This is a genomic window from Paraburkholderia sp. J69-1, from assembly GCF_905220255.1.
Lineage (GTDB): Bacteria > Pseudomonadota > Gammaproteobacteria > Burkholderiales > Burkholderiaceae > Paraburkholderia.
Map to the genome: position 1 here is coordinate 1 of NZ_CAJMZG010000024.1, position 16,036 is coordinate 16,036.

Sequence of the window (16,036 nt, forward strand, 5' to 3'; positions counted from 1 at the left end):
GCTTTCGCTTAAGCAACGGTCTGTGGCAGAGCTGCCCTGTTGGCCGGGGTGACAGGACGTCCCGCCCGCCGGAAAAGCAACTGAAGCAACGATACGCAAGAGGCCAGCAGCGATAGGCGACAGCAACGCAACAACTGACGCAACGCAACAGTACGCAACGCAACGCAACAGCTGACGCAACGCAACGCAACAGCACGCAACACTACGTGAGCTTTCCCTGAAATTTCGCCTTCCGGCAGGTCGCGCATAAACTCGACCCAAAGGCAGGAAAGAGAGATGTTCAAGTACCGCACCAGGTGTACACGGCAGAGTTCAAGGAAGCCGCCGTGCAACGAATCAAGGACGGGCAAGGCGTGAGCGCCGTAGCCCGCGATTGGGTATATCGACGCAGACCCTGCGCAACTGGCTGAAGGCTTTCGAGGCCGGCAAGCTGAATGGTCCCGGGGCGAAAGCCGTCACGGCGGAACAAATGGAGCTGTCGCGGCTGCGAGCGGAGAACAAGCGCTTGCAGATGGGGCTGGAAATCGCAAAAAAAAAGCGGCGGTAGGTTTTCGCGAAGGACCTCCTGTGAAGTTCGCCTGGATTGACACACAGTGCCGGCAATACCTGCTTGCGGCGCTGTGCGAGGTCTTTTGCGTGAGCGTGAATGGCTATCGTGCGTGGAAGCGCGGCGGCACGCCTGAGCGTCAGCGGCTGACTGATGCGCAGTTGCTCACGTTGATTCGGACGATTCACGCCGAGGTCAAGGGCGCCTATGGCTCGCCGCGCATGACCGAAGAGGTTCGCTCTCGAGGCTTCCCAGCCAGCAAGGCACGGGTCGAGCGGTTGATGAGCGCCAACGGAATTCGAGCCCGCCACAAGCGCCGTTACCGTGTGACAACCGATTCCCGGCACAAACTGCCGGTCGCGCCGAACGTATTGAACCGCAACTTCACGCCGGCCAAGCCCAATCAGGTGCTCACCTCGGACATCACGTACATCTGGACCGACGAAGGTTGGCTGTACCTGGCCGTCACGCTGGACCTGTTCAATCGGGAGGTCGTGGGCTGGTCCGTCAGGCCGCGCATGACGACGCAGCTCGTGACCGACGCGCTGACGATGGCATGGTTCCGCCGGCCCGCACCCGGCGCGCTGCATCATTCGGATAGAGGGAGCCCAATACGCCAGCTACGACTTCCAGCGCAAACTGAACACGTACGGCATGCGCTGCTCGATGAGCCGCAAAGGCAGTTGCTGGGATATCGCGCCGACGGAAAGCTTCTTCAACAGCCTGAAGAACGAGCGCGTGCATGGCACGAGGTATCGCACGCACCGCGAAGCCGTCGCGGACTTGTTCGAATACATCGAAGTGTTTTACAACGCGCCTGCGTCGTCATTCATCGCTCGGCTTCATGTCGCCAACCCAATTCATGCGCGACTGGTTGGTGGCTCAGCGGACAAGGGGTGCGGCCGCATAACCCGGGGCCGCTGGAAGGCGAAAAACCGGGGGAACATCACGCCTCCCGGGGCCGAAAGCCTGCCCAAACGCCCACTCGAATCTACATTGGAGCGCGGCTAAGAGCGATCGTCGTTAGTCGACCATGGTGCGAACGCGCCGGCGCGAACGGCATCGCAACATAATCGCGTTCCAGGCCGAGTTTGTACGCGACCGGCGCATTCAGGTTGCTAGCCTAGATTTTTCCAGAACGTTTCGGCCAGGCTCGAACCCGTACTCAGGAAATTATCGGTTTTGGCCTGATCCAGATTCCCATCTGCGTCTCGTGTATAAGAATCCAGAAGATCGTTGAACACCTGGTTTCCGCTCGAAATGCTCTTGTTCACGCCCGTCACGAATTCGGTAAGCGAAACCAGGCCGTCGTCTGACGTGTCGAAGCTGCGGAAAAGCTGCTTGGCGTCGTCGGCGCCTACACCGGCGCGCGAGAGTTGAGCCTGGAATTCGTCGAGCGACAATGCATCGTCGTTGTTCTTGTCCCCTTGCACGAACATCTGGGGCGCCCATGCAACCGCGAGCGGCGTCGCGCGCAGTGTCTGCGTTTCGGTGGCGCCGGTGCTCGTATTGATGGCCGTTACCGTTTTCTGGGTCGAAAAGCTGTTGAGCGTGTCGCGATCGGGCGAATCCGACGAAGAGGACTGCTTTTGTGCAAAGCTGAAATAGGCCTCGTAAGCAGAGTTCGAACCGTTCACTGAGGATATGGACATCACAGAATCCTTTGACGAAATGTGTAATAGGGGGCCGCAAAATAACTGACTGCCGTGCAGACATTCACTCGGGATTACGGATGCATTTCATCTGACTTTAGGTGTTGTACAAAACTCTACAAATCTATGCCGCATCCCACCGCTACCGGCGCAGATGCCACTATACGAACGTATGCCCCATCTATACGAAATCATTAAAGAAATCACGCGACCGTAGCATTCTCATCATTTTTTATGCGAGTTAATCTGGAACTCAATTCCAATAAGAAGCTGCGATATGGAAATCACCCAGATTGACGACCAGAAAAATCGCTGCAAGCACGAAACGCCATGGACACATACCGTACGCGGTCTGGTTCATTCATCCGCGTCGCGAGCGGCCACGCCTGAGCGCGCGCAGCACGGCGCCAGCCAGTGGCAGGACGACGCGTTTGGGCAATGCACGGTCAAGGTGGAAGAGCGATTGACCGAAGCCGCTTTCGCGCTGTCGTGGAGCGATTCGACGCGCTGCCATTACCGGGAACAGACCTGGAAGCGCGCCACTGCGCGGCGATCAGGCATCTGCGTCCTGTCCGGCGAGGCCATCAAACGTGGCGACGCGGTGTTCCGTCCGCTCGCTACGCGCTTCAAGATTCCATTGAATTCACGCGCGATGATCCTCGCTGTTTCACTCGAAACACGCGCCGATTGCCCGATTGAAGCGTGGTCGTGAAACACAGTCTCCACTGTATTCAGCGAAATCGTTTAAAGCTCATTATTTGGGATTTTCGGCATTAAATGCTAATGTTCCAAAGATTGGCGCGACAAGCCGCGCGGAGTCGCCTATGCTCCGTTATCGCGCGGCGCGAGCGACCTCGTTCAGCATGCTGCCAATCCGCACACCGTAATCCGCGAAACAAATATTCCCAGATGTCAAACATAGAGACGGCCCGATCGATTTGCCCTGATACCCATCGCATTACGGGAGTCGTCTATATCGTCGACGATGACGAATCGGTGCGCAGCGCGCTGGTGAGTCTGCTGCGCACGGTCGATCTTGAGGTCGAAGCGTTCCATTCGGCGGAAGAGTTCCTGGCCGCGCCAAAAGGCAATGGACCGGCGTGTCTGGTGCTGGACGTGCGGTTGCGCGGGCAGAGCGGGTTGGCACTGCAAAAATCGTTATTGACGACGGCGCGCGACGCCATGCCCGTGGTTTTCATGACGGGTTATGGTGACATTGCCATGACAGTCGAGGCGATGAAGGCCGGTGCCATCGACTTCCTCACCAAGCCGTTTCGCGATCAGGACATGATCGATGCCGTAGTGGCAGCGTTGCAGCGCGACGCAGAGCGCCTCGAAGCGACCCGCTCGCTCGTCGAAACGCGCGAGCGCTGGAATGCACTGACGCCGCGTGAAAGGGAAGTGCTGTCCAACGTCGCGGCAGGGCTGATGAACAAGCAGATTGCAGCCCGTATGTGTATTGCGGAAGTCACGGTCAAGATTCACCGTGGTCAGGCCATGCGCAAAATGAACGTGCGCACCGTGGCGGATCTCGTGCGCAGCGTCGTTGCACTCGGTATCGAAACCCGCGCACGCTAACGCGTAAGGGCGATCGCTGTGGGTCTCCAGCCTGGTCTCACGCTCTCACGTGAAATTCGATGCGCCCGCAACCAGATTGCGGGACGTCGGGAAACGTCCGTGCTGTTGCGACGTTTATTTTCGCATGGGATAATTCTCGAATTCCCTGTTTAAATCGCTTAAACCACCTTCAACGCAGGCTTTTACGAATCCTCGCGCGTTCGGCGCTTGCTCACAAATATCAGAACGATGATGGCGATGATGGGATTGGCAATGGATCTCGGCGTCATGCTGGATGGGCTCTTGACCATTGCCTGGAGCGCTCGTCCCGACGGTTCGGTCGATTTCGTGAACCGCAAATGGGTCGATTACACCGGCCTCGGTATTGACACGTCATCGGGCGGGCAATGGCAGGACGCCGTCAGTCAGGACGATCTCACACCATTACTCGAAGGCTTCGGCGCTATTCGGGTTTCCGGGCAGGGCGGTGAAATTCAGGCACGTTTGCGACGCGCGGATGGCGAGTATCGCTGGTTCGTCATGCAATTCAACCCGGTTCGCGACGCTGAAAACCAGATCGTGCGCTGGTGTGCGTTATGCAACGATGTCGACGATTTACACCAGGCAAAAGACGCACTGAGACGCCGCGAGCTCGATCTGCAGTTGATTGTCGAGAGCATTCCCGTGCCTGTTACGGTCACGTCGCCCACCGGCGAAGTCGAAAGTCAAAACCAGCTCACGCGCGACTATTTCGGAAAATCGGTCGAAGAACTCAAGGCGTGGCGGGGCGACGAAGTCGTGCACCCGGAGGATCTCGGTCCTGCGGTGGCGGGTCTGGAGGCATCGCTCGCCAACGGCACGACGTACAACGTCGAGAGCCGGCATCGCCGCGCCGACGGCACCTATCGATGGACCAATGTGCGCGGTTTTCCGCTGCGTGACCGTGACGACAGCATCTTGCACTGGTTCCTGTTGTCGATCGACATCGAGGATCGCAAGCGGGCGGAAATCACGCTCGCGGAGAGCGAGCGCCACCTCAACGAGACCATCAGCGCGCTTCCCGCCTTGATCTGGTCGGCGCGCCCGGACGGCACCGGCGAGTTCTATAACCGCTATTACCTCGACTATCTCGGCCGCACCTTCGAGCAGGTGCGCGACCACGAATGGACCAAGGCCGTGCATCCCGAGGATCTTCCCGGGCTGATGAGCGTCTGGAGCGACATTATGGCGAGCCGGATGCCAGGCGCTGCAGAAGCGCGTATGAAGCGCTACGACGGCCAATACCGATGGTTTCTGTTTCGCACGAGTCCCTTGCGGGATCAAGACGGCAACGTCATCAAATGGTATGGCATCAATATCGATATCGACGACCGCAAGCGTGCGGAAGAAGAGTTGCGTCGCAGCGAGGCGTTTCTCGCCGAAGGCCAGGCGTTGGCCAGAATGGGCAATTTCTCGTGGCAGGTCGATACGAACGAGATCGCGTGGTCGGAGCAGCTCTATCACATCTTCGGCATGGAGCCGAATGCGCAGGTGACGCTCGAACAGATTATTGCTCGCTGTCATCCCGAGGATTTGCGCTTCGTTTCGCAATTCGTCGAACAGGGACAACGCGGCGATACCGATATTGAATGTCAGCATCGGATCGTGATGCCGGACCAGTCTATCAAGCATCTTCATCTGATCGCGCATCGGGCAATCGATCAGCCCGGGCGGCACGAATATATCGGCACGACGCTCGATATCAGCCAGCGTCGTGCTTCGGAAGAGGCGCTCGACAAGGCGCGCTCGGAGCTTCAGCACGTTTCGCGAGTCATGAGTCTGGGCGCATTGACCGCTTCGATCGCGCACGAAGTCAACCAGCCGCTGGCAGGCATCGTGACGAATGCCAGCACCTGTTTGCGCCTGTTGGCGGCGGTGCCGCCCAATATCGAGGTCGCGCAGGAAACCGCGCGACGCACGATCCGCGACGGCCATCGCGCTGCGGATGTCATTGCGCGGCTACGCGCGCTCTTCAGCAAACGGAGTGCCACGATCGAGGCGGTCGATCTGGCGCATACCGCGCGGGAGGTTATCGCGCTGACGCAAAACGATCTCGATCGCGCCCGCGTCATCGTGCGCACGGATTTTGCCGCCGATGCAGCGCTTGCGGGATGCGATCGCGTTCAGGTTCAACAGGTCATCATGAATCTTCTGCGCAATGGCGCGGATGCCATGCGCGAAGTGAATGACCGGCTGCGCGTCATGTGGGTGAAGACCACAGCTGGTCAGGACGGCATGGTGCGTTTGACGGTCTGCGATTCGGGCATCGGTTTCGATCCCGACGATGCAGAACGGCTGTTCGACGCGTTCTATACGACCAAGGAGGACGGCATGGGTGTGGGCCTCGCAATCAGCCGCTCCATCATCGAAAACCAGGGCGGCCGCCTGTGGGCCGAAATGCCCGCGGATGGCGCAGGCGCCATTTTCTCCTTCGACCTGCCTGTCTACGCCGCCGGTTAGCCGCCGCAGTCGCACTGATGGAAAGCCACGCAAACATACTTCTGTATGCTGGACGCGGCCGGTGGAATCGGGCATCGTTCGGTGTTTGATCCAGGGTCAAACGGCGTCGCCATATGAACGATTGAGCGACGCCGCCTGTCTCAGGCAGTTTCCGCGGGGCAAAGATGCTGGTTACGTTGGTCGATGATGACGAAGCAGTGCAGGAGTCGCTTCCCGATCTGGTAAGCGTGTTCGGATATACCGTGAGCGTATTCGCATCCGCGGAGGCTTTTCTCGCGTCCGATATTCCCGATCAAACCGATTGCCTGATTCTCGATCTCAACATGCCGGGTATGGACGGCGCGGGACTATTCCGCGAATTGAAACGGCTTGGTAAAGGCATCCCGGTGATTTTCATCACCGCGCATCAGGATGAGGTGCAGCGTGAGCGCCTGCTCAACCAGGGCGCGATCGATTGCCTGTATAAGCCATTCAGCGATACGGCACTTCTTGCTGCACTCAAGACCGCGTTAGGCGAAAGCTGAAGCACTGATTTCAGCGCGCTTCCCGCGTGCGCTTATACCTGCGTATAGGGTTCTAAACCGACCGTTGTATGGTGCGGCGTGCACGCGCAATGCTACGCTCGGGCAGCATGCTATTTTTGGGGTGCCTCCGCGCAAAGTGGATCCCGCAAAAATACTTTGCATTACGAATTAGTTATCCACAGAGAAATTAAACGCGAGAATAAACGAATGAATTGCTTTCGACCTGGCGCACGGTTCTTTGCCCCGATGGTGCTGCTCCTGAGCGCTGCGAGTCAGGCTGCCACGGCGGGAGGCGAGTCGCCCATTTACGGCGTGACCATACCGCAAGGCTACCGCGAATGGCAGATGATTGCGCCCGCAGCAGAAGCCGCGCCGCTAGACGAATTGCGCGTCGTGCTGGGCAATCCGCTTGCCATCAAGGCGATCAAAAACGCCACGCAGCCGTTCCCGGACGGCACGATTCTGGTGAAACTGGCGTATAAAAAGAAGCAGTCCGACGACTTTGCACCTGCAACAGTGCCGGGCGAGCCCACCACCGTGCAGGTCATGGTGAAGGACTCGCGCCGTTACGCGTCGACGGGAGGTTGGGGGTTCGGCCGGTTCATCAACGGTGTGCCCGCTGACCTCGCCCAGCATCAGACGTGCTTCGCCTGTCACGCCGCGCGCGTGAAGGATCGCGATTACGTATTCACGCGATACGCGCCCTGAAGCGCGAAAACGGCGTCAACGCGTCCCGCTGCGTACCGGCAGGCTCGTGACGCCGCGCAGATTGTTGCGGCGGTGCCAGACCAATCCCTCCAGGTCCACAGCTTGCATCGCCGGGAAGCGGGTCAGCAGGCATTGGATGGCGATCTCCATTTCGAGCATCGCGAGCCTTGCGCCCAGGCAATAGTGAATCCCGGCGCCAAACGACAACGAAGGCGCACTCGTCACGCGTGCGAAATCCAGCGAATCGGGTTGCGGGAACATCGCCGGATCACGGTTGGCCGCGCCGATCAGCATGAATACCACGGAGCCGCGTGCGAGCGTCACATCTGCCACGCTCAGATCTTCGAAAGCGGTGCGCACCAGCATTTGGACTGCGCCGTCGTATCGGATGCACTCGGTAATCGCGCGCGGCAACAAACGCGCGTCCTGCTTCAATGCCTCTAGCTGCGACGGGTGCCGGAACAGCGCAATCATCATATTGCCGATCATATTCGACGTCGTTTCATGCCCTGCAATGAAAAGCAGAACGGCATTCGAGACGATTTCTTCGTCGCTCAATCGCGATCCTTCATCCTCGACGCCCAGCATCGCCGAAACCAGGTCGTCGCCGGGATGGCGGCGGCGCTGCTCCACGATTTCGCCAAAGTAGCGCTCGAGTTCTAGCGCGGCTTCGTCGGCAGCGCGCAGGGCATTGGCGTCCAGCGGCGCGAGATCGAATGCTGCAACGAGCCTGCCTGCCGCTTCGCCCAGTACGGTGGCCTGAACAATGGGAATATCGAGCAGACGGCAGATAATCCGCACCGGCAGCGGATACGCGAAGTCGGCAACCAGATCGAATTCGTCGCGTGAATCAATCCGATCGAGCAACTCATGCGCGGTCGCTTCGACAATCGAAGTCATTTTTTCGATTTGCCGCGCATTGAAGGTCTTCATCAACAACGCACGCAAGCGCGTATGCGTTGGGGGATTCATCATCAGCAGCGTGCGGTTCAGCGACTGGAAAACCGGTTGCGCCGTTGCCTCCGTGCCGTAGCGAGCGCTGACGCTTTGCAGGTAGGTTTTTCCCATTCGCGGATCGCGAAGCAGGGCGTCGACCACGTCGAAGCGACCGGTCACAAAAGCGTTCGGGGCCACAGGCAGCAAAGTCCCCGCCGCGCGAATCTTTTCGTAAAGCTGGTAAGGGTTGGCGAAAAATTCGGGCGAGGAGAAGTCTGAGAATTGCATGATGACAATGAAGTAGTAATCGCGTCAGGAGAGAGAATGGGGCTGAGCGGTCGCTTGTGCCTTTCCCTGGAACACGCGGGACCGCGAGATTATTCCACGAAGGTTTCGTGACAGACCGTGACTGTTGCCGAAAGCACATAACCCTCGTTGCGCAGCGTCTTGATGTAGCGCGATGCGCGCGCGGTGTCATTGAGCTTTTGCCTGAGTCTGCTGACCAGCAGATCAATCGAACGGTCGAACGAATCGGCGTCGCGGCCCTGGGTGAGATTCAGCAACTGGTCACGCGTCAACACACGTTGCGCATGGTCGAGAAACACGCGCAACAAGCGATATTCCGCGCCGCTGAGCGTCACGACCGTGTCGTCGGATTCGAGCAGTTGACGCGTACTCGTGTCGAGACGCCACTCTCCAAAGCCTAGAATGCAGGCATCCTCGAGCGTGGGTGACGCAGGCGGCAGCGCACGCGTGCGGCGCAGCACCGCACGGATGCGGGCGAGCAGTTCGCGCGCCTGGAAAGGCTTGGCCATATAGTCGTCCGCGCCCATTTCCAGCCCGATGATGCGGTCAGTGACGTCGCTGCGGCCCGTCAGCATCAGAACGGGCACCGAGCGATAGCGACTCTCGCGCAGTCTGCGGTAGAGCGTGAGTCCGTCCTCGCCGGGCAGGATCAGATCGAGGAGAATCAGATCGGGCGCGTGCCTGTCCAGACGATGGTGCATTTCCCGTCCATTCGCTGCGCTGGAAACCAGCATGCCGCTACGTTCAAGATAGGTCGTCACCACCTCTCGTAATCCGCGGTCGTCGTCGACGACCAGTATATGGTCGATTTTTTCCATGATCGTCATAAGCAATGCCGCGGCGCATCGAGGCCGCCTGCATCAGCTTAACGGCAGCGCCATACGGTTGCTATTCGATGATGGATTGTGAGAGCCGGTGAATAAGGATAGGGCGACTCATACTTTGGTATATCCGTGTGCCACGCCATTGCGCCGCGCAAACCCAGGTTGAAGCCAACCTATACGTTCATATACTGGCGAGCGCATAGGGCTATGGCCTATTGTGACGCTGCCGGGCAGGACGAATTCCCTCGTGCTTCTCGATGCAGGTGGCCGGCTGCCTGTCCATCGCGCGTTCCCGTCCCGTGTGAATCGGCCTGCACAGGAGAACGGCTATGAACGCCAGTGTTATCTATCCGCCTGAATCATTCAATGCCCACGCAAGCGAGCGCAGGCATTGGCCATTTACCATTGTTTCGCGAGCGTTATGGGTCCTGTTCGCGCTCACCTGTCTATACGCCTCGTATGCGACCCAGGCGCTGAGCTGGAAATGGCTTGTTTACAAGGGTCTGCCGCTCGCGTTCCCCGCGATGCTCGCGACCGCGATTGCGGTACTTAAAGTCGTCGAATTGCACGTGCATCTGCAGCGTATGGCAGCATCGTTCGAGCGCAGTACGGGCGATGCAACAGAGGCCATTTTGCCCAACCGCATAGAGCCGACGGTGATCGAACGTCTTGCTCGTGCAATCAACGTCTGCGCACACCATCGCAGCCGACGCCAGGCGGAATTGCTCCATGTCCTCGCCGCCTATGCGCATGACTTGCGCACGCCGCTTACACGTATGAGCATGCGTAGCGAACTCGTGGAAGATACCGCTCTACGAAGCGCGCTTGCCCGCGATCTCGCCGAAATGGCCGAACTGGTGGAGGGCAGTCTCTCCTGCGCGCGCATGCAATGTAGTGCGGAGGAGCCGATGCGCGCGATCGATGCCGATGCCTTGCTGAATACTCTGATTGCCGATTATCGGGACGCTGGCCGCATCGTGAGACTCGAAGGGCAGATTGGACGCACGGTGGTCACGTGTCCTCATGCGCTGCGCCGCGTGCTCATGAACCTCATCGATAATGCGTTGCGCTACGGTGACGATGTCCGGCTCAATGTGAAAGTCGAAGCGCAACGGCTCGTGCTCTCGGTGCTGGATTCGGGGCCGGGCATCGTGCCGGCACGCCTCGATAAAGTGTTTGCTGCCTGGTATCGCGGCCCCGAAACGCCCGGCGAAGCACCCGGTTGCGGATTGGGCCTGGCGATTGCACGCCGTCTCACGCTGGCGATGCGCGGTGAGCTCGAACTTGCCAACCGCTGCGTCGGCGGGCTGGAAGCACGGCTGACGCTGCCGCTTTCGAGCGCTTGAGTACGTGAGCGTCGAATAAGCCATGAGAAGGCGTTCGTCCATTCTCAGGTGCCAATTTTATTGCTGGTCGCTTCGGTTTTTTCACGCTTCTCACGCCTCGCGTTCCGATCGGTGAACAGCGCGTTGATGGTCTGGCGTGCACGTGAAAGCCGGCTCATGATGGTGCCGACGGGAACATCGAGGACTTTCGCGGCCTCGCTGTAGCTCAATCCTTCAAGCGCCACGAGCAGCATGACAACGCGCTGCGTTTCGGGCAATTGCTGCACGGCCCGGATGATCTGACCGTTCATGGCCTGTTCTTCTGGCGTGCTCGCAGAAGGGTCCGGGACAGTTTCCAGCAGCCCCTCGTCCCACTCCATGCCCGCCCGGTTACGTACGCCGCGCGCGCGAATTTCGTTTAACCACGTGGACTGAACGATGGCGAACATCCAGCTCAGTGGCGACGTGCCCGCGTGTAGTTGGTGCACGCGCTCGAGCGCACGCACACACGCGCGTTGCACAAGATCTTCGGCATCGTGCTGATCGCCCGAAATGCGCAAAGCGAATGTCGAAAGACGAGGAAGCATGGACGGCAGCAGCGCGGACAGTTCGGCGGGCGTCATCGTCCTGATTGAGTTCATGATTGACGATAGGGTTGAGCGGCGAAACCGTCGCCTTGAACAGACCACCCGGCGGGTGAATGACATTCGGTCTACGGCGTTTTTGCTGACTTCGAACGGTGAAGTGCATGCAGTTGTAAAGCGCGTGGCAGACAACTGAATTAAAACGATTGGAGTTATCCGCGATATGTCCGGCAAGGCGTGTATTGAAAACTAATGTATCGATGCCGCCGCCAGATACAAGGTGAAACAAACGATTGGCGCACGGATTGGAATGGAATCGGCAGGCTAGGTGTTCTGGAAGAAGACGCGATGTCTGGTTTCGCTTTCTCTCACTTTCAGGAACACAAGACCCTTATGCAAAATCAGCAAGCCGATATTCAGCGTGACAGCGAGGCCGAGCCGGCCGTGATCCGCAAGCTGGGAGCGACCGAACATTTATTCTGGTTGATCGATCGAAATCGCCCGATTCACTTTTCGCTCGTCGCGCAAATTGACCGGATCTTTACGCACGATGCCTGGCGTGCCGCTTTGCACACGCTACAGCAGCGACATCCCTTGCTCAGTGCACGTATCGGAGTGGACGCCGGATCGTCGCCAGTTTTTCATCACGATTCCGATGCGCGAATTCCGCTGCAAATAATCGACGACGCACGGCTGTCGTGGCAGAAGGAAGTCGCGCGTGAAATGACAACGGCAGTCAACTGGTGGGACGCGCCGTTGGTGCGTGCATCCGTATTACAGGGTGCAGGCGAGTCGACACTGATTCTTTGTGCTCACCATGCCGTGCTCGACGGCATGGGCGGTGCCTATCTCATCGAGGCATTGCTGCGTACGCTTTCGGAAAATTCTTTCGACCGTAGGCCGCTTGTACCGTCGCTTGCACCTTCGTTCGAAACGCTGTTGAGTACGCAAATGCAGGCCGCTGCCTTGCCTGGCGCGATGGTCCCCGCGCCTGTGCCCCGCGAATTCCGCCCAATGTCAGGTGCGCGCGCCGAAGTCGCTGCGCTCGCACTCGACGCACCGCTCACGCAGGCGCTGGTCGAACGCGCGCGCAAAGAAGGGACGACCGTACACGGTGCAGTGGCTGCGGCGGTTCATGAGGCAGGGCGGCGCCTGTCGCCGGCGTGGCGCTCGCGGCCCATTCGCACGGTGACACCGATTGACGTGCGTAAAGCGATCGACGGAGTCGGTAAAGCGTGCGGCGTGTATATCACGCAGACCATTACGATTGACGACCGCAAGGTCGGTGCGCCATTCTGGCTGGCGGCCCGTGAAGTCAAGGCCTTGCTCGCACCCGCGCAAGTTCACCAATCCGTTGTGAGCGAAACTAAAGCGCTGGATGCATTTATTTCGTCGAATCCCACCGTTGACGACGCAGCGGGCTTTCTTTCGCATGTGCTGGCGTTCGACGTATTGTTGTCGAACCTGGGCAGCGAGCCGATTGAAGCGGCGTACGAAGGCGTTTCTCTGAAGTCGCTGTGGGGACCGTTCGTGAGTTCGGGCTTCGCGGACGATCAGGTGGTTGGCGTATGCACGCTCGGCGGCATATTACGTCTTTCCCATACGAGCTACGACGCGCTGCCGGGTTTGCTCGACGAAGTCCATCTTGTGTTGCGCGAAGCGGTGAACGCTTGATGCCATCTTGAAGCTGCGAGCGACGTGCGCGAATAGAACCGGCGCACGTCGATTCAGATGGACCCGATAAGATCAGGGTGCTGCGTAGAGCGTCAGTTTGGTTGCGACCGTCTGGACACCCGGCACTTTCGATGCGGCATCCTGGGCGATCTGGTCCTGCGATTCATCGAGAATCGTGCCAGCCAGAATGATCTTGCCTGTGCGCTTGTTGGCAAATACGGCGATATCCGTGTCGTTCAGATCCTTGTTCTTGTAGAGGGCTTCGCGAACCTGCTTCGCGAGCGCGTGGTTGGCCGCGCGGTCTGCGCGCATTTCGGCACGCAGTTGCGCCTTGGTGGGAGCGGCGGTGTCGCCGGTCGTCGCCGCTGCGGGCGTGGCGCTCTGCGCGAGGGCGGCTGAGGAGAACAGCACGGCAAGCGCCGCGGCAACGACATTGGAGCGAAGCGTCATGAAATCACCTGTTGACTGGATGAATGAATGGAAAGTCTTCGAAACAGGACTTACCCGCCGGGAAGCATAGACCGCTGTCTTTCCCGTCTCCATCAGACGTTCGGTGGCTCGCACTATACGAATGTCAACAGCGCGATATACGGTGGATGATCGAATCGGCGGCGTAATTATTGGGCGATGGCAGTGGCAACGGCATCGGCAAGATCGTTGCCCCGAACCGGTTTGATCAGAAAAGCGCTGGCACCGTTTTCCAGTGCCTGATTCTGGAGCTCGGGCATGGGGTACGCGGTGATGAAAATCGTGGGAATGCGGTAGCCCGCGCCGATCATGCGCAGGAACATGTCGACGCCACTCATGCCCGGCATCTGGACGTCCGAAATGATGCAGCGTGGCGGCGGCGTGCCGAGGGCAGCCAGCATCTCCAGGCCGGATTCGAAAGTCACCACGTCGTAATCGAACGAACGCAGAAAGCTGGACAGGCCGGCGCGGACCGAAGAGTCGTCGTCAACCACCCAGATCAATTGTGGCGTACACAATGCATGTCTCCGGTGGCGTGCTGGGGTGCGGAATGGCGAGGCGCGGTGTCGTGATTCGTAGTCGCGACCCATCGCGTGTACGCGGCCCGAGCTTACAGGAGGCATCCATTCGCTAAAACTATACGGAGGTATAGATAGGGTTTGCCGCCATCCATCGGTAGTATCCAGTAAGGATGGCGCCACCAGGCTCACGCGTGCAGTGCGGCGCAAGACCATGACAGAACGATTGCAAATATCGCGCTTGCCGGCTGCGAGGCATTGCCTTTGGACGCAAGCCTGGAATCAGACACCGGAGGAGTTTGGCATGTACACCATCGACGGCAATCGCCCATCCGGCCGCCACGCGATCAATCAACGCGCAAAGCAATCTTTTACGCCAATGCGAATGGCAGAAAAGCTCCCGCTGGATCGAAGCTACGCGGAACCCGCTGAATCGAGAGTGTTTGTCGTCGACGATGACGCGTCGCTCCAGGAAGCGCTCAAGGGCCTGCTGGAATCGGTGGGTTTTACTGTCGAAACTTTTCCCTCGACGGCCAGCTTTTGCGAGCGCGCGCGGCCCGATACACCAAGTTGCCTGATACTCGACGTTCGCCTGAAAGGCGAAAGCGGTCTGGAATTCCAGAACTGGGCCGCGGCCAATGATCTTGCGATGCCGATCATATTCATGAGCGGATATGGCGATATCGAAATGTCGGTGCGCGCGATGAAGGCCGGCGCGGTGAACTTTTTGGCCAAACCCTTTCGTGACCAGGACATGATCGAGTCCGTCGCCGAGGCGTTGGATCGCGATGCCCATCGCCTCGCCCGATATCGTCAAACGCGTCAGCTAAGGGAACAGTTCGCAAGCTTGACGCCGCGCGAGCGCGATATCGCCATGCTGGTTGCCGCCGGGTATATGAACAAAGCGGCGGCGAGCAAACTGGAACTGAGTGAAATGACGGTCAAGATTTATCGCGCGCGTGCAATGAAAAAACTCGCTGCACGCACGACGGCCGAACTGGTGAGAAAGATACGCACGCTGCAGATCGACAACGAAGTGCAGGCCGGAAACTGTGCCGTTGCTTGATCGAAAGTCACCCTCACCAATATGAAAGCAGCGCAGCGGACTGCATGGAGCCCGTAATGGAGAACGACGATACCCGGATTGCCACGCCAGTCGAAGAAGGCATCGTTTATATCATCGACGACGACGTGTCTATCTGTGACGCGCTTTCGAGTCTGCTTCGTTCATCCGGCTTCAGTGCCCGCACGTTCACGCGAATCGACGACTTCCTGCGTGCCCCCAAAGAGGACCGCCTGGGTTGCCTGCTACTGGACGTGCGCCTGCGCGGCGAAAGCGGACTGAGTTTTCAGCAAAGCGCCAGCCGATATGAAATCGACATGCCGATTGTCTTTATGACGGCGCATGGCGATATTGAAATGTCGGTTCGAGCGATGAAGGCGGGCGCCATCGACTTTCTAACCAAGCCGGTGCGGGAGCAGCGCGTGATCGACGCAGTCTCGACGGCGCTTGGCCGTCACGCGGCGTGGCGCGAGCGGACACGCGCGCAGGCATCGCTGCGGGCACGCTACGATCTGTTGACGTCGCGCGAACGTGAAGTAGTCTTCTACGTCGTAGAGGGACTATTGAACAAACAGATTGCGGGCGAATTGAAACTCAGCGAAATTACCGTCAAGATTCATCGCGGCTCGGCAATGCGCAAACTCGAAGCGCAATCCGTGGCGGACCTCGTGAGAAAGATGGAAGTCATCGGCATGACACAGCATGCGGGAAATTGAGCGCCCTGAGTCGTTCACTGCGCCCCGTACAAAGACAGTTTGAGGAGAGGTATGGCAGCAGGTGCGGAGCGGCTCATATGCGCCGATCTTCCCGGTTGGGAGGCAACGGGCGCAGCGGAAAGTCACGGGCGTATT

Annotated in this window: 15 protein-coding genes and 1 pseudogene; 10 read left to right on the plus strand and 6 right to left on the minus strand. The window is 58.9% G+C overall.

Annotated features, from left to right (window positions below; translation table 11 throughout):
* Positions 1-296 precede the first annotated feature (296 nt).
* A pseudogene (locus U5A67_RS32860) lies at positions 297-1,457 on the plus strand (IS3 family transposase).
* A gap of 208 nt (positions 1,458-1,665) precedes the next feature.
* On the opposite strand, the gene U5A67_RS32865 reads toward U5A67_RS32860, so the two are convergent.
* Positions 1,666-2,199 carry an EF-hand domain-containing protein gene (locus tag U5A67_RS32865; protein WP_321817596.1) on the minus strand — a complete coding sequence of 178 codons (534 nt, stop codon included), beginning with the start codon at positions 2,197-2,199 and terminating at the stop codon, positions 1,666-1,668.
* 277 nt (positions 2,200-2,476) lie between these two features.
* Between U5A67_RS32865 and U5A67_RS32870 the strand changes: the two genes are divergently transcribed.
* The 5 genes from U5A67_RS32870 (at position 2,477) to U5A67_RS32890 (ending at position 7,487) form a co-directional block, all read left to right on the plus strand.
* The gene (locus U5A67_RS32870; protein WP_321817597.1) at positions 2,477-2,911 is read left to right on the plus strand and encodes a DUF3331 domain-containing protein; all 435 of its coding nucleotides are present in this window, start codon (positions 2,477-2,479) and stop codon (positions 2,909-2,911) included.
* 197 nt (positions 2,912-3,108) lie between these two features.
* Positions 3,109-3,777: a response regulator transcription factor gene (locus U5A67_RS32875; RefSeq protein WP_321817716.1), complete on the plus strand. Its 669-nt coding sequence runs from the start codon at positions 3,109-3,111 to the stop codon at positions 3,775-3,777.
* Positions 3,778-4,044: 267 nt separating this feature from the next.
* Entirely contained in the window at positions 4,045-6,255 is a 2,211-nt protein-coding gene (locus U5A67_RS32880; RefSeq protein ID WP_321959779.1) for a PAS domain-containing protein, read from the plus strand.
* Positions 6,256-6,419: 164 nt separating this feature from the next.
* Positions 6,420-6,779, plus strand: a complete 360-nt coding sequence (locus U5A67_RS32885) for a response regulator transcription factor (protein WP_321817599.1) — start codon at positions 6,420-6,422, stop codon at positions 6,777-6,779.
* Between the two features lie 246 nt (positions 6,780-7,025).
* The gene (locus tag U5A67_RS32890) at positions 7,026-7,487 is read left to right on the plus strand and encodes a cytochrome P460 family protein (RefSeq protein ID WP_321817717.1); all 462 of its coding nucleotides are present in this window, start codon (positions 7,026-7,028) and stop codon (positions 7,485-7,487) included.
* 15 nt (positions 7,488-7,502) lie between these two features.
* Here U5A67_RS32890 and U5A67_RS32895 read toward each other — a convergent pair whose 3' ends face one another.
* Together U5A67_RS32895 and U5A67_RS32900 are read right to left on the minus strand one after the other, a co-directional pair.
* The gene (locus tag U5A67_RS32895) at positions 7,503-8,555 is read right to left on the minus strand and encodes a cytochrome P450 (protein WP_321817600.1); all 1,053 of its coding nucleotides are present in this window, start codon (positions 8,553-8,555) and stop codon (positions 7,503-7,505) included.
* A 245-nt stretch (positions 8,556-8,800) separates the two neighbouring features.
* The gene (locus tag U5A67_RS32900) at positions 8,801-9,547 is read right to left on the minus strand and encodes a response regulator (protein WP_321817718.1); all 747 of its coding nucleotides are present in this window, start codon (positions 9,545-9,547) and stop codon (positions 8,801-8,803) included.
* A gap of 335 nt (positions 9,548-9,882) precedes the next feature.
* On the opposite strand from U5A67_RS32900, the gene U5A67_RS32905 reads away from it, so the two are divergent.
* On the plus strand, positions 9,883-10,899 hold the full coding sequence (locus U5A67_RS32905; protein ID WP_321817601.1) for a HAMP domain-containing sensor histidine kinase: 1,017 nt from the start codon (positions 9,883-9,885) through the stop codon (positions 10,897-10,899).
* A 44-nt stretch (positions 10,900-10,943) separates the two neighbouring features.
* Here U5A67_RS32905 and U5A67_RS32910 read toward each other — a convergent pair whose 3' ends face one another.
* Positions 10,944-11,501, minus strand: a complete 558-nt coding sequence (locus U5A67_RS32910; RefSeq protein WP_321817602.1) for an RNA polymerase sigma factor — start codon at positions 11,499-11,501, stop codon at positions 10,944-10,946.
* A 309-nt stretch (positions 11,502-11,810) separates the two neighbouring features.
* On the opposite strand from U5A67_RS32910, the gene U5A67_RS32915 reads away from it, so the two are divergent.
* On the plus strand, positions 11,811-13,136 hold the full coding sequence (locus U5A67_RS32915; protein WP_321817603.1) for a phthiocerol/phthiodiolone dimycocerosyl transferase family protein: 1,326 nt from the start codon (positions 11,811-11,813) through the stop codon (positions 13,134-13,136).
* 72 nt (positions 13,137-13,208) lie between these two features.
* On the opposite strand, the gene U5A67_RS32920 is transcribed toward U5A67_RS32915, so the two are convergent.
* Positions 13,209-13,586, minus strand: coding sequence for a BON domain-containing protein (locus tag U5A67_RS32920; protein ID WP_205983508.1), 378 nt, complete (start codon positions 13,584-13,586; stop codon positions 13,209-13,211).
* A gap of 167 nt (positions 13,587-13,753) precedes the next feature.
* Positions 13,754-14,098: a response regulator transcription factor gene (locus U5A67_RS32925; RefSeq protein WP_321959780.1), complete on the minus strand. Its 345-nt coding sequence runs from the start codon at positions 14,096-14,098 to the stop codon at positions 13,754-13,756.
* Between the two features lie 328 nt (positions 14,099-14,426).
* Between U5A67_RS32925 and U5A67_RS32930 the strand changes: the two genes are divergently transcribed.
* Together U5A67_RS32930 and U5A67_RS32935 are read left to right on the plus strand one after the other, a co-directional pair.
* Positions 14,427-15,188, plus strand: coding sequence for a response regulator transcription factor (locus tag U5A67_RS32930; protein ID WP_321817605.1), 762 nt, complete (start codon positions 14,427-14,429; stop codon positions 15,186-15,188).
* Between the two features lie 56 nt (positions 15,189-15,244).
* A complete protein-coding gene (locus U5A67_RS32935; protein WP_321817606.1) occupies positions 15,245-15,901 on the plus strand; it encodes a response regulator transcription factor in 657 nt (218 codons plus the stop codon).
* The last annotated feature ends 135 nt before the right edge of the window (positions 15,902-16,036 follow it).

Bases quoted from the DNA above. Each gene is read 5' to 3' on its own strand.
- U5A67_RS32880 (WP_321959779.1), top strand. From the start codon at position 4,045: ATGCTGGATGGGCTCTTGACCATTGCCTGGAGCGCTCGTCCCGACGGT.
- U5A67_RS32920 (WP_205983508.1), bottom strand. From the start codon at position 13,586: ATGACGCTTCGCTCCAATGTCGTTGCCGCGGCGCTTGCCGTGCTGTTC.
- U5A67_RS32930 (WP_321817605.1), top strand. From the start codon at position 14,427: ATGTACACCATCGACGGCAATCGCCCATCCGGCCGCCACGCGATCAAT.
- U5A67_RS32935 (WP_321817606.1), top strand. From the start codon at position 15,245: ATGGAGAACGACGATACCCGGATTGCCACGCCAGTCGAAGAAGGCATC.
- U5A67_RS32875 (WP_321817716.1), top strand. From the start codon at position 3,109: ATGTCAAACATAGAGACGGCCCGATCGATTTGCCCTGATACCCATCGC.
- U5A67_RS32890 (WP_321817717.1), top strand. From the start codon at position 7,026: ATGGTGCTGCTCCTGAGCGCTGCGAGTCAGGCTGCCACGGCGGGAGGC.
- U5A67_RS32865 (WP_321817596.1), bottom strand. From the start codon at position 2,199: ATGTCCATATCCTCAGTGAACGGTTCGAACTCTGCTTACGAGGCCTAT.
- U5A67_RS32915 (WP_321817603.1), top strand. From the start codon at position 11,811: ATGTCTGGTTTCGCTTTCTCTCACTTTCAGGAACACAAGACCCTTATG.
- U5A67_RS32900 (WP_321817718.1), bottom strand. From the start codon at position 9,547: ATGGAAAAAATCGACCATATACTGGTCGTCGACGACGACCGCGGATTA.
- U5A67_RS32885 (WP_321817599.1), top strand. From the start codon at position 6,420: ATGCTGGTTACGTTGGTCGATGATGACGAAGCAGTGCAGGAGTCGCTT.
- U5A67_RS32905 (WP_321817601.1), top strand. From the start codon at position 9,883: ATGAACGCCAGTGTTATCTATCCGCCTGAATCATTCAATGCCCACGCA.
- U5A67_RS32895 (WP_321817600.1), bottom strand. From the start codon at position 8,555: ATGGGAAAAACCTACCTGCAAAGCGTCAGCGCTCGCTACGGCACGGAG.
- U5A67_RS32870 (WP_321817597.1), top strand. From the start codon at position 2,477: ATGGAAATCACCCAGATTGACGACCAGAAAAATCGCTGCAAGCACGAA.
- U5A67_RS32910 (WP_321817602.1), bottom strand. From the start codon at position 11,501: ATGACGCCCGCCGAACTGTCCGCGCTGCTGCCGTCCATGCTTCCTCGT.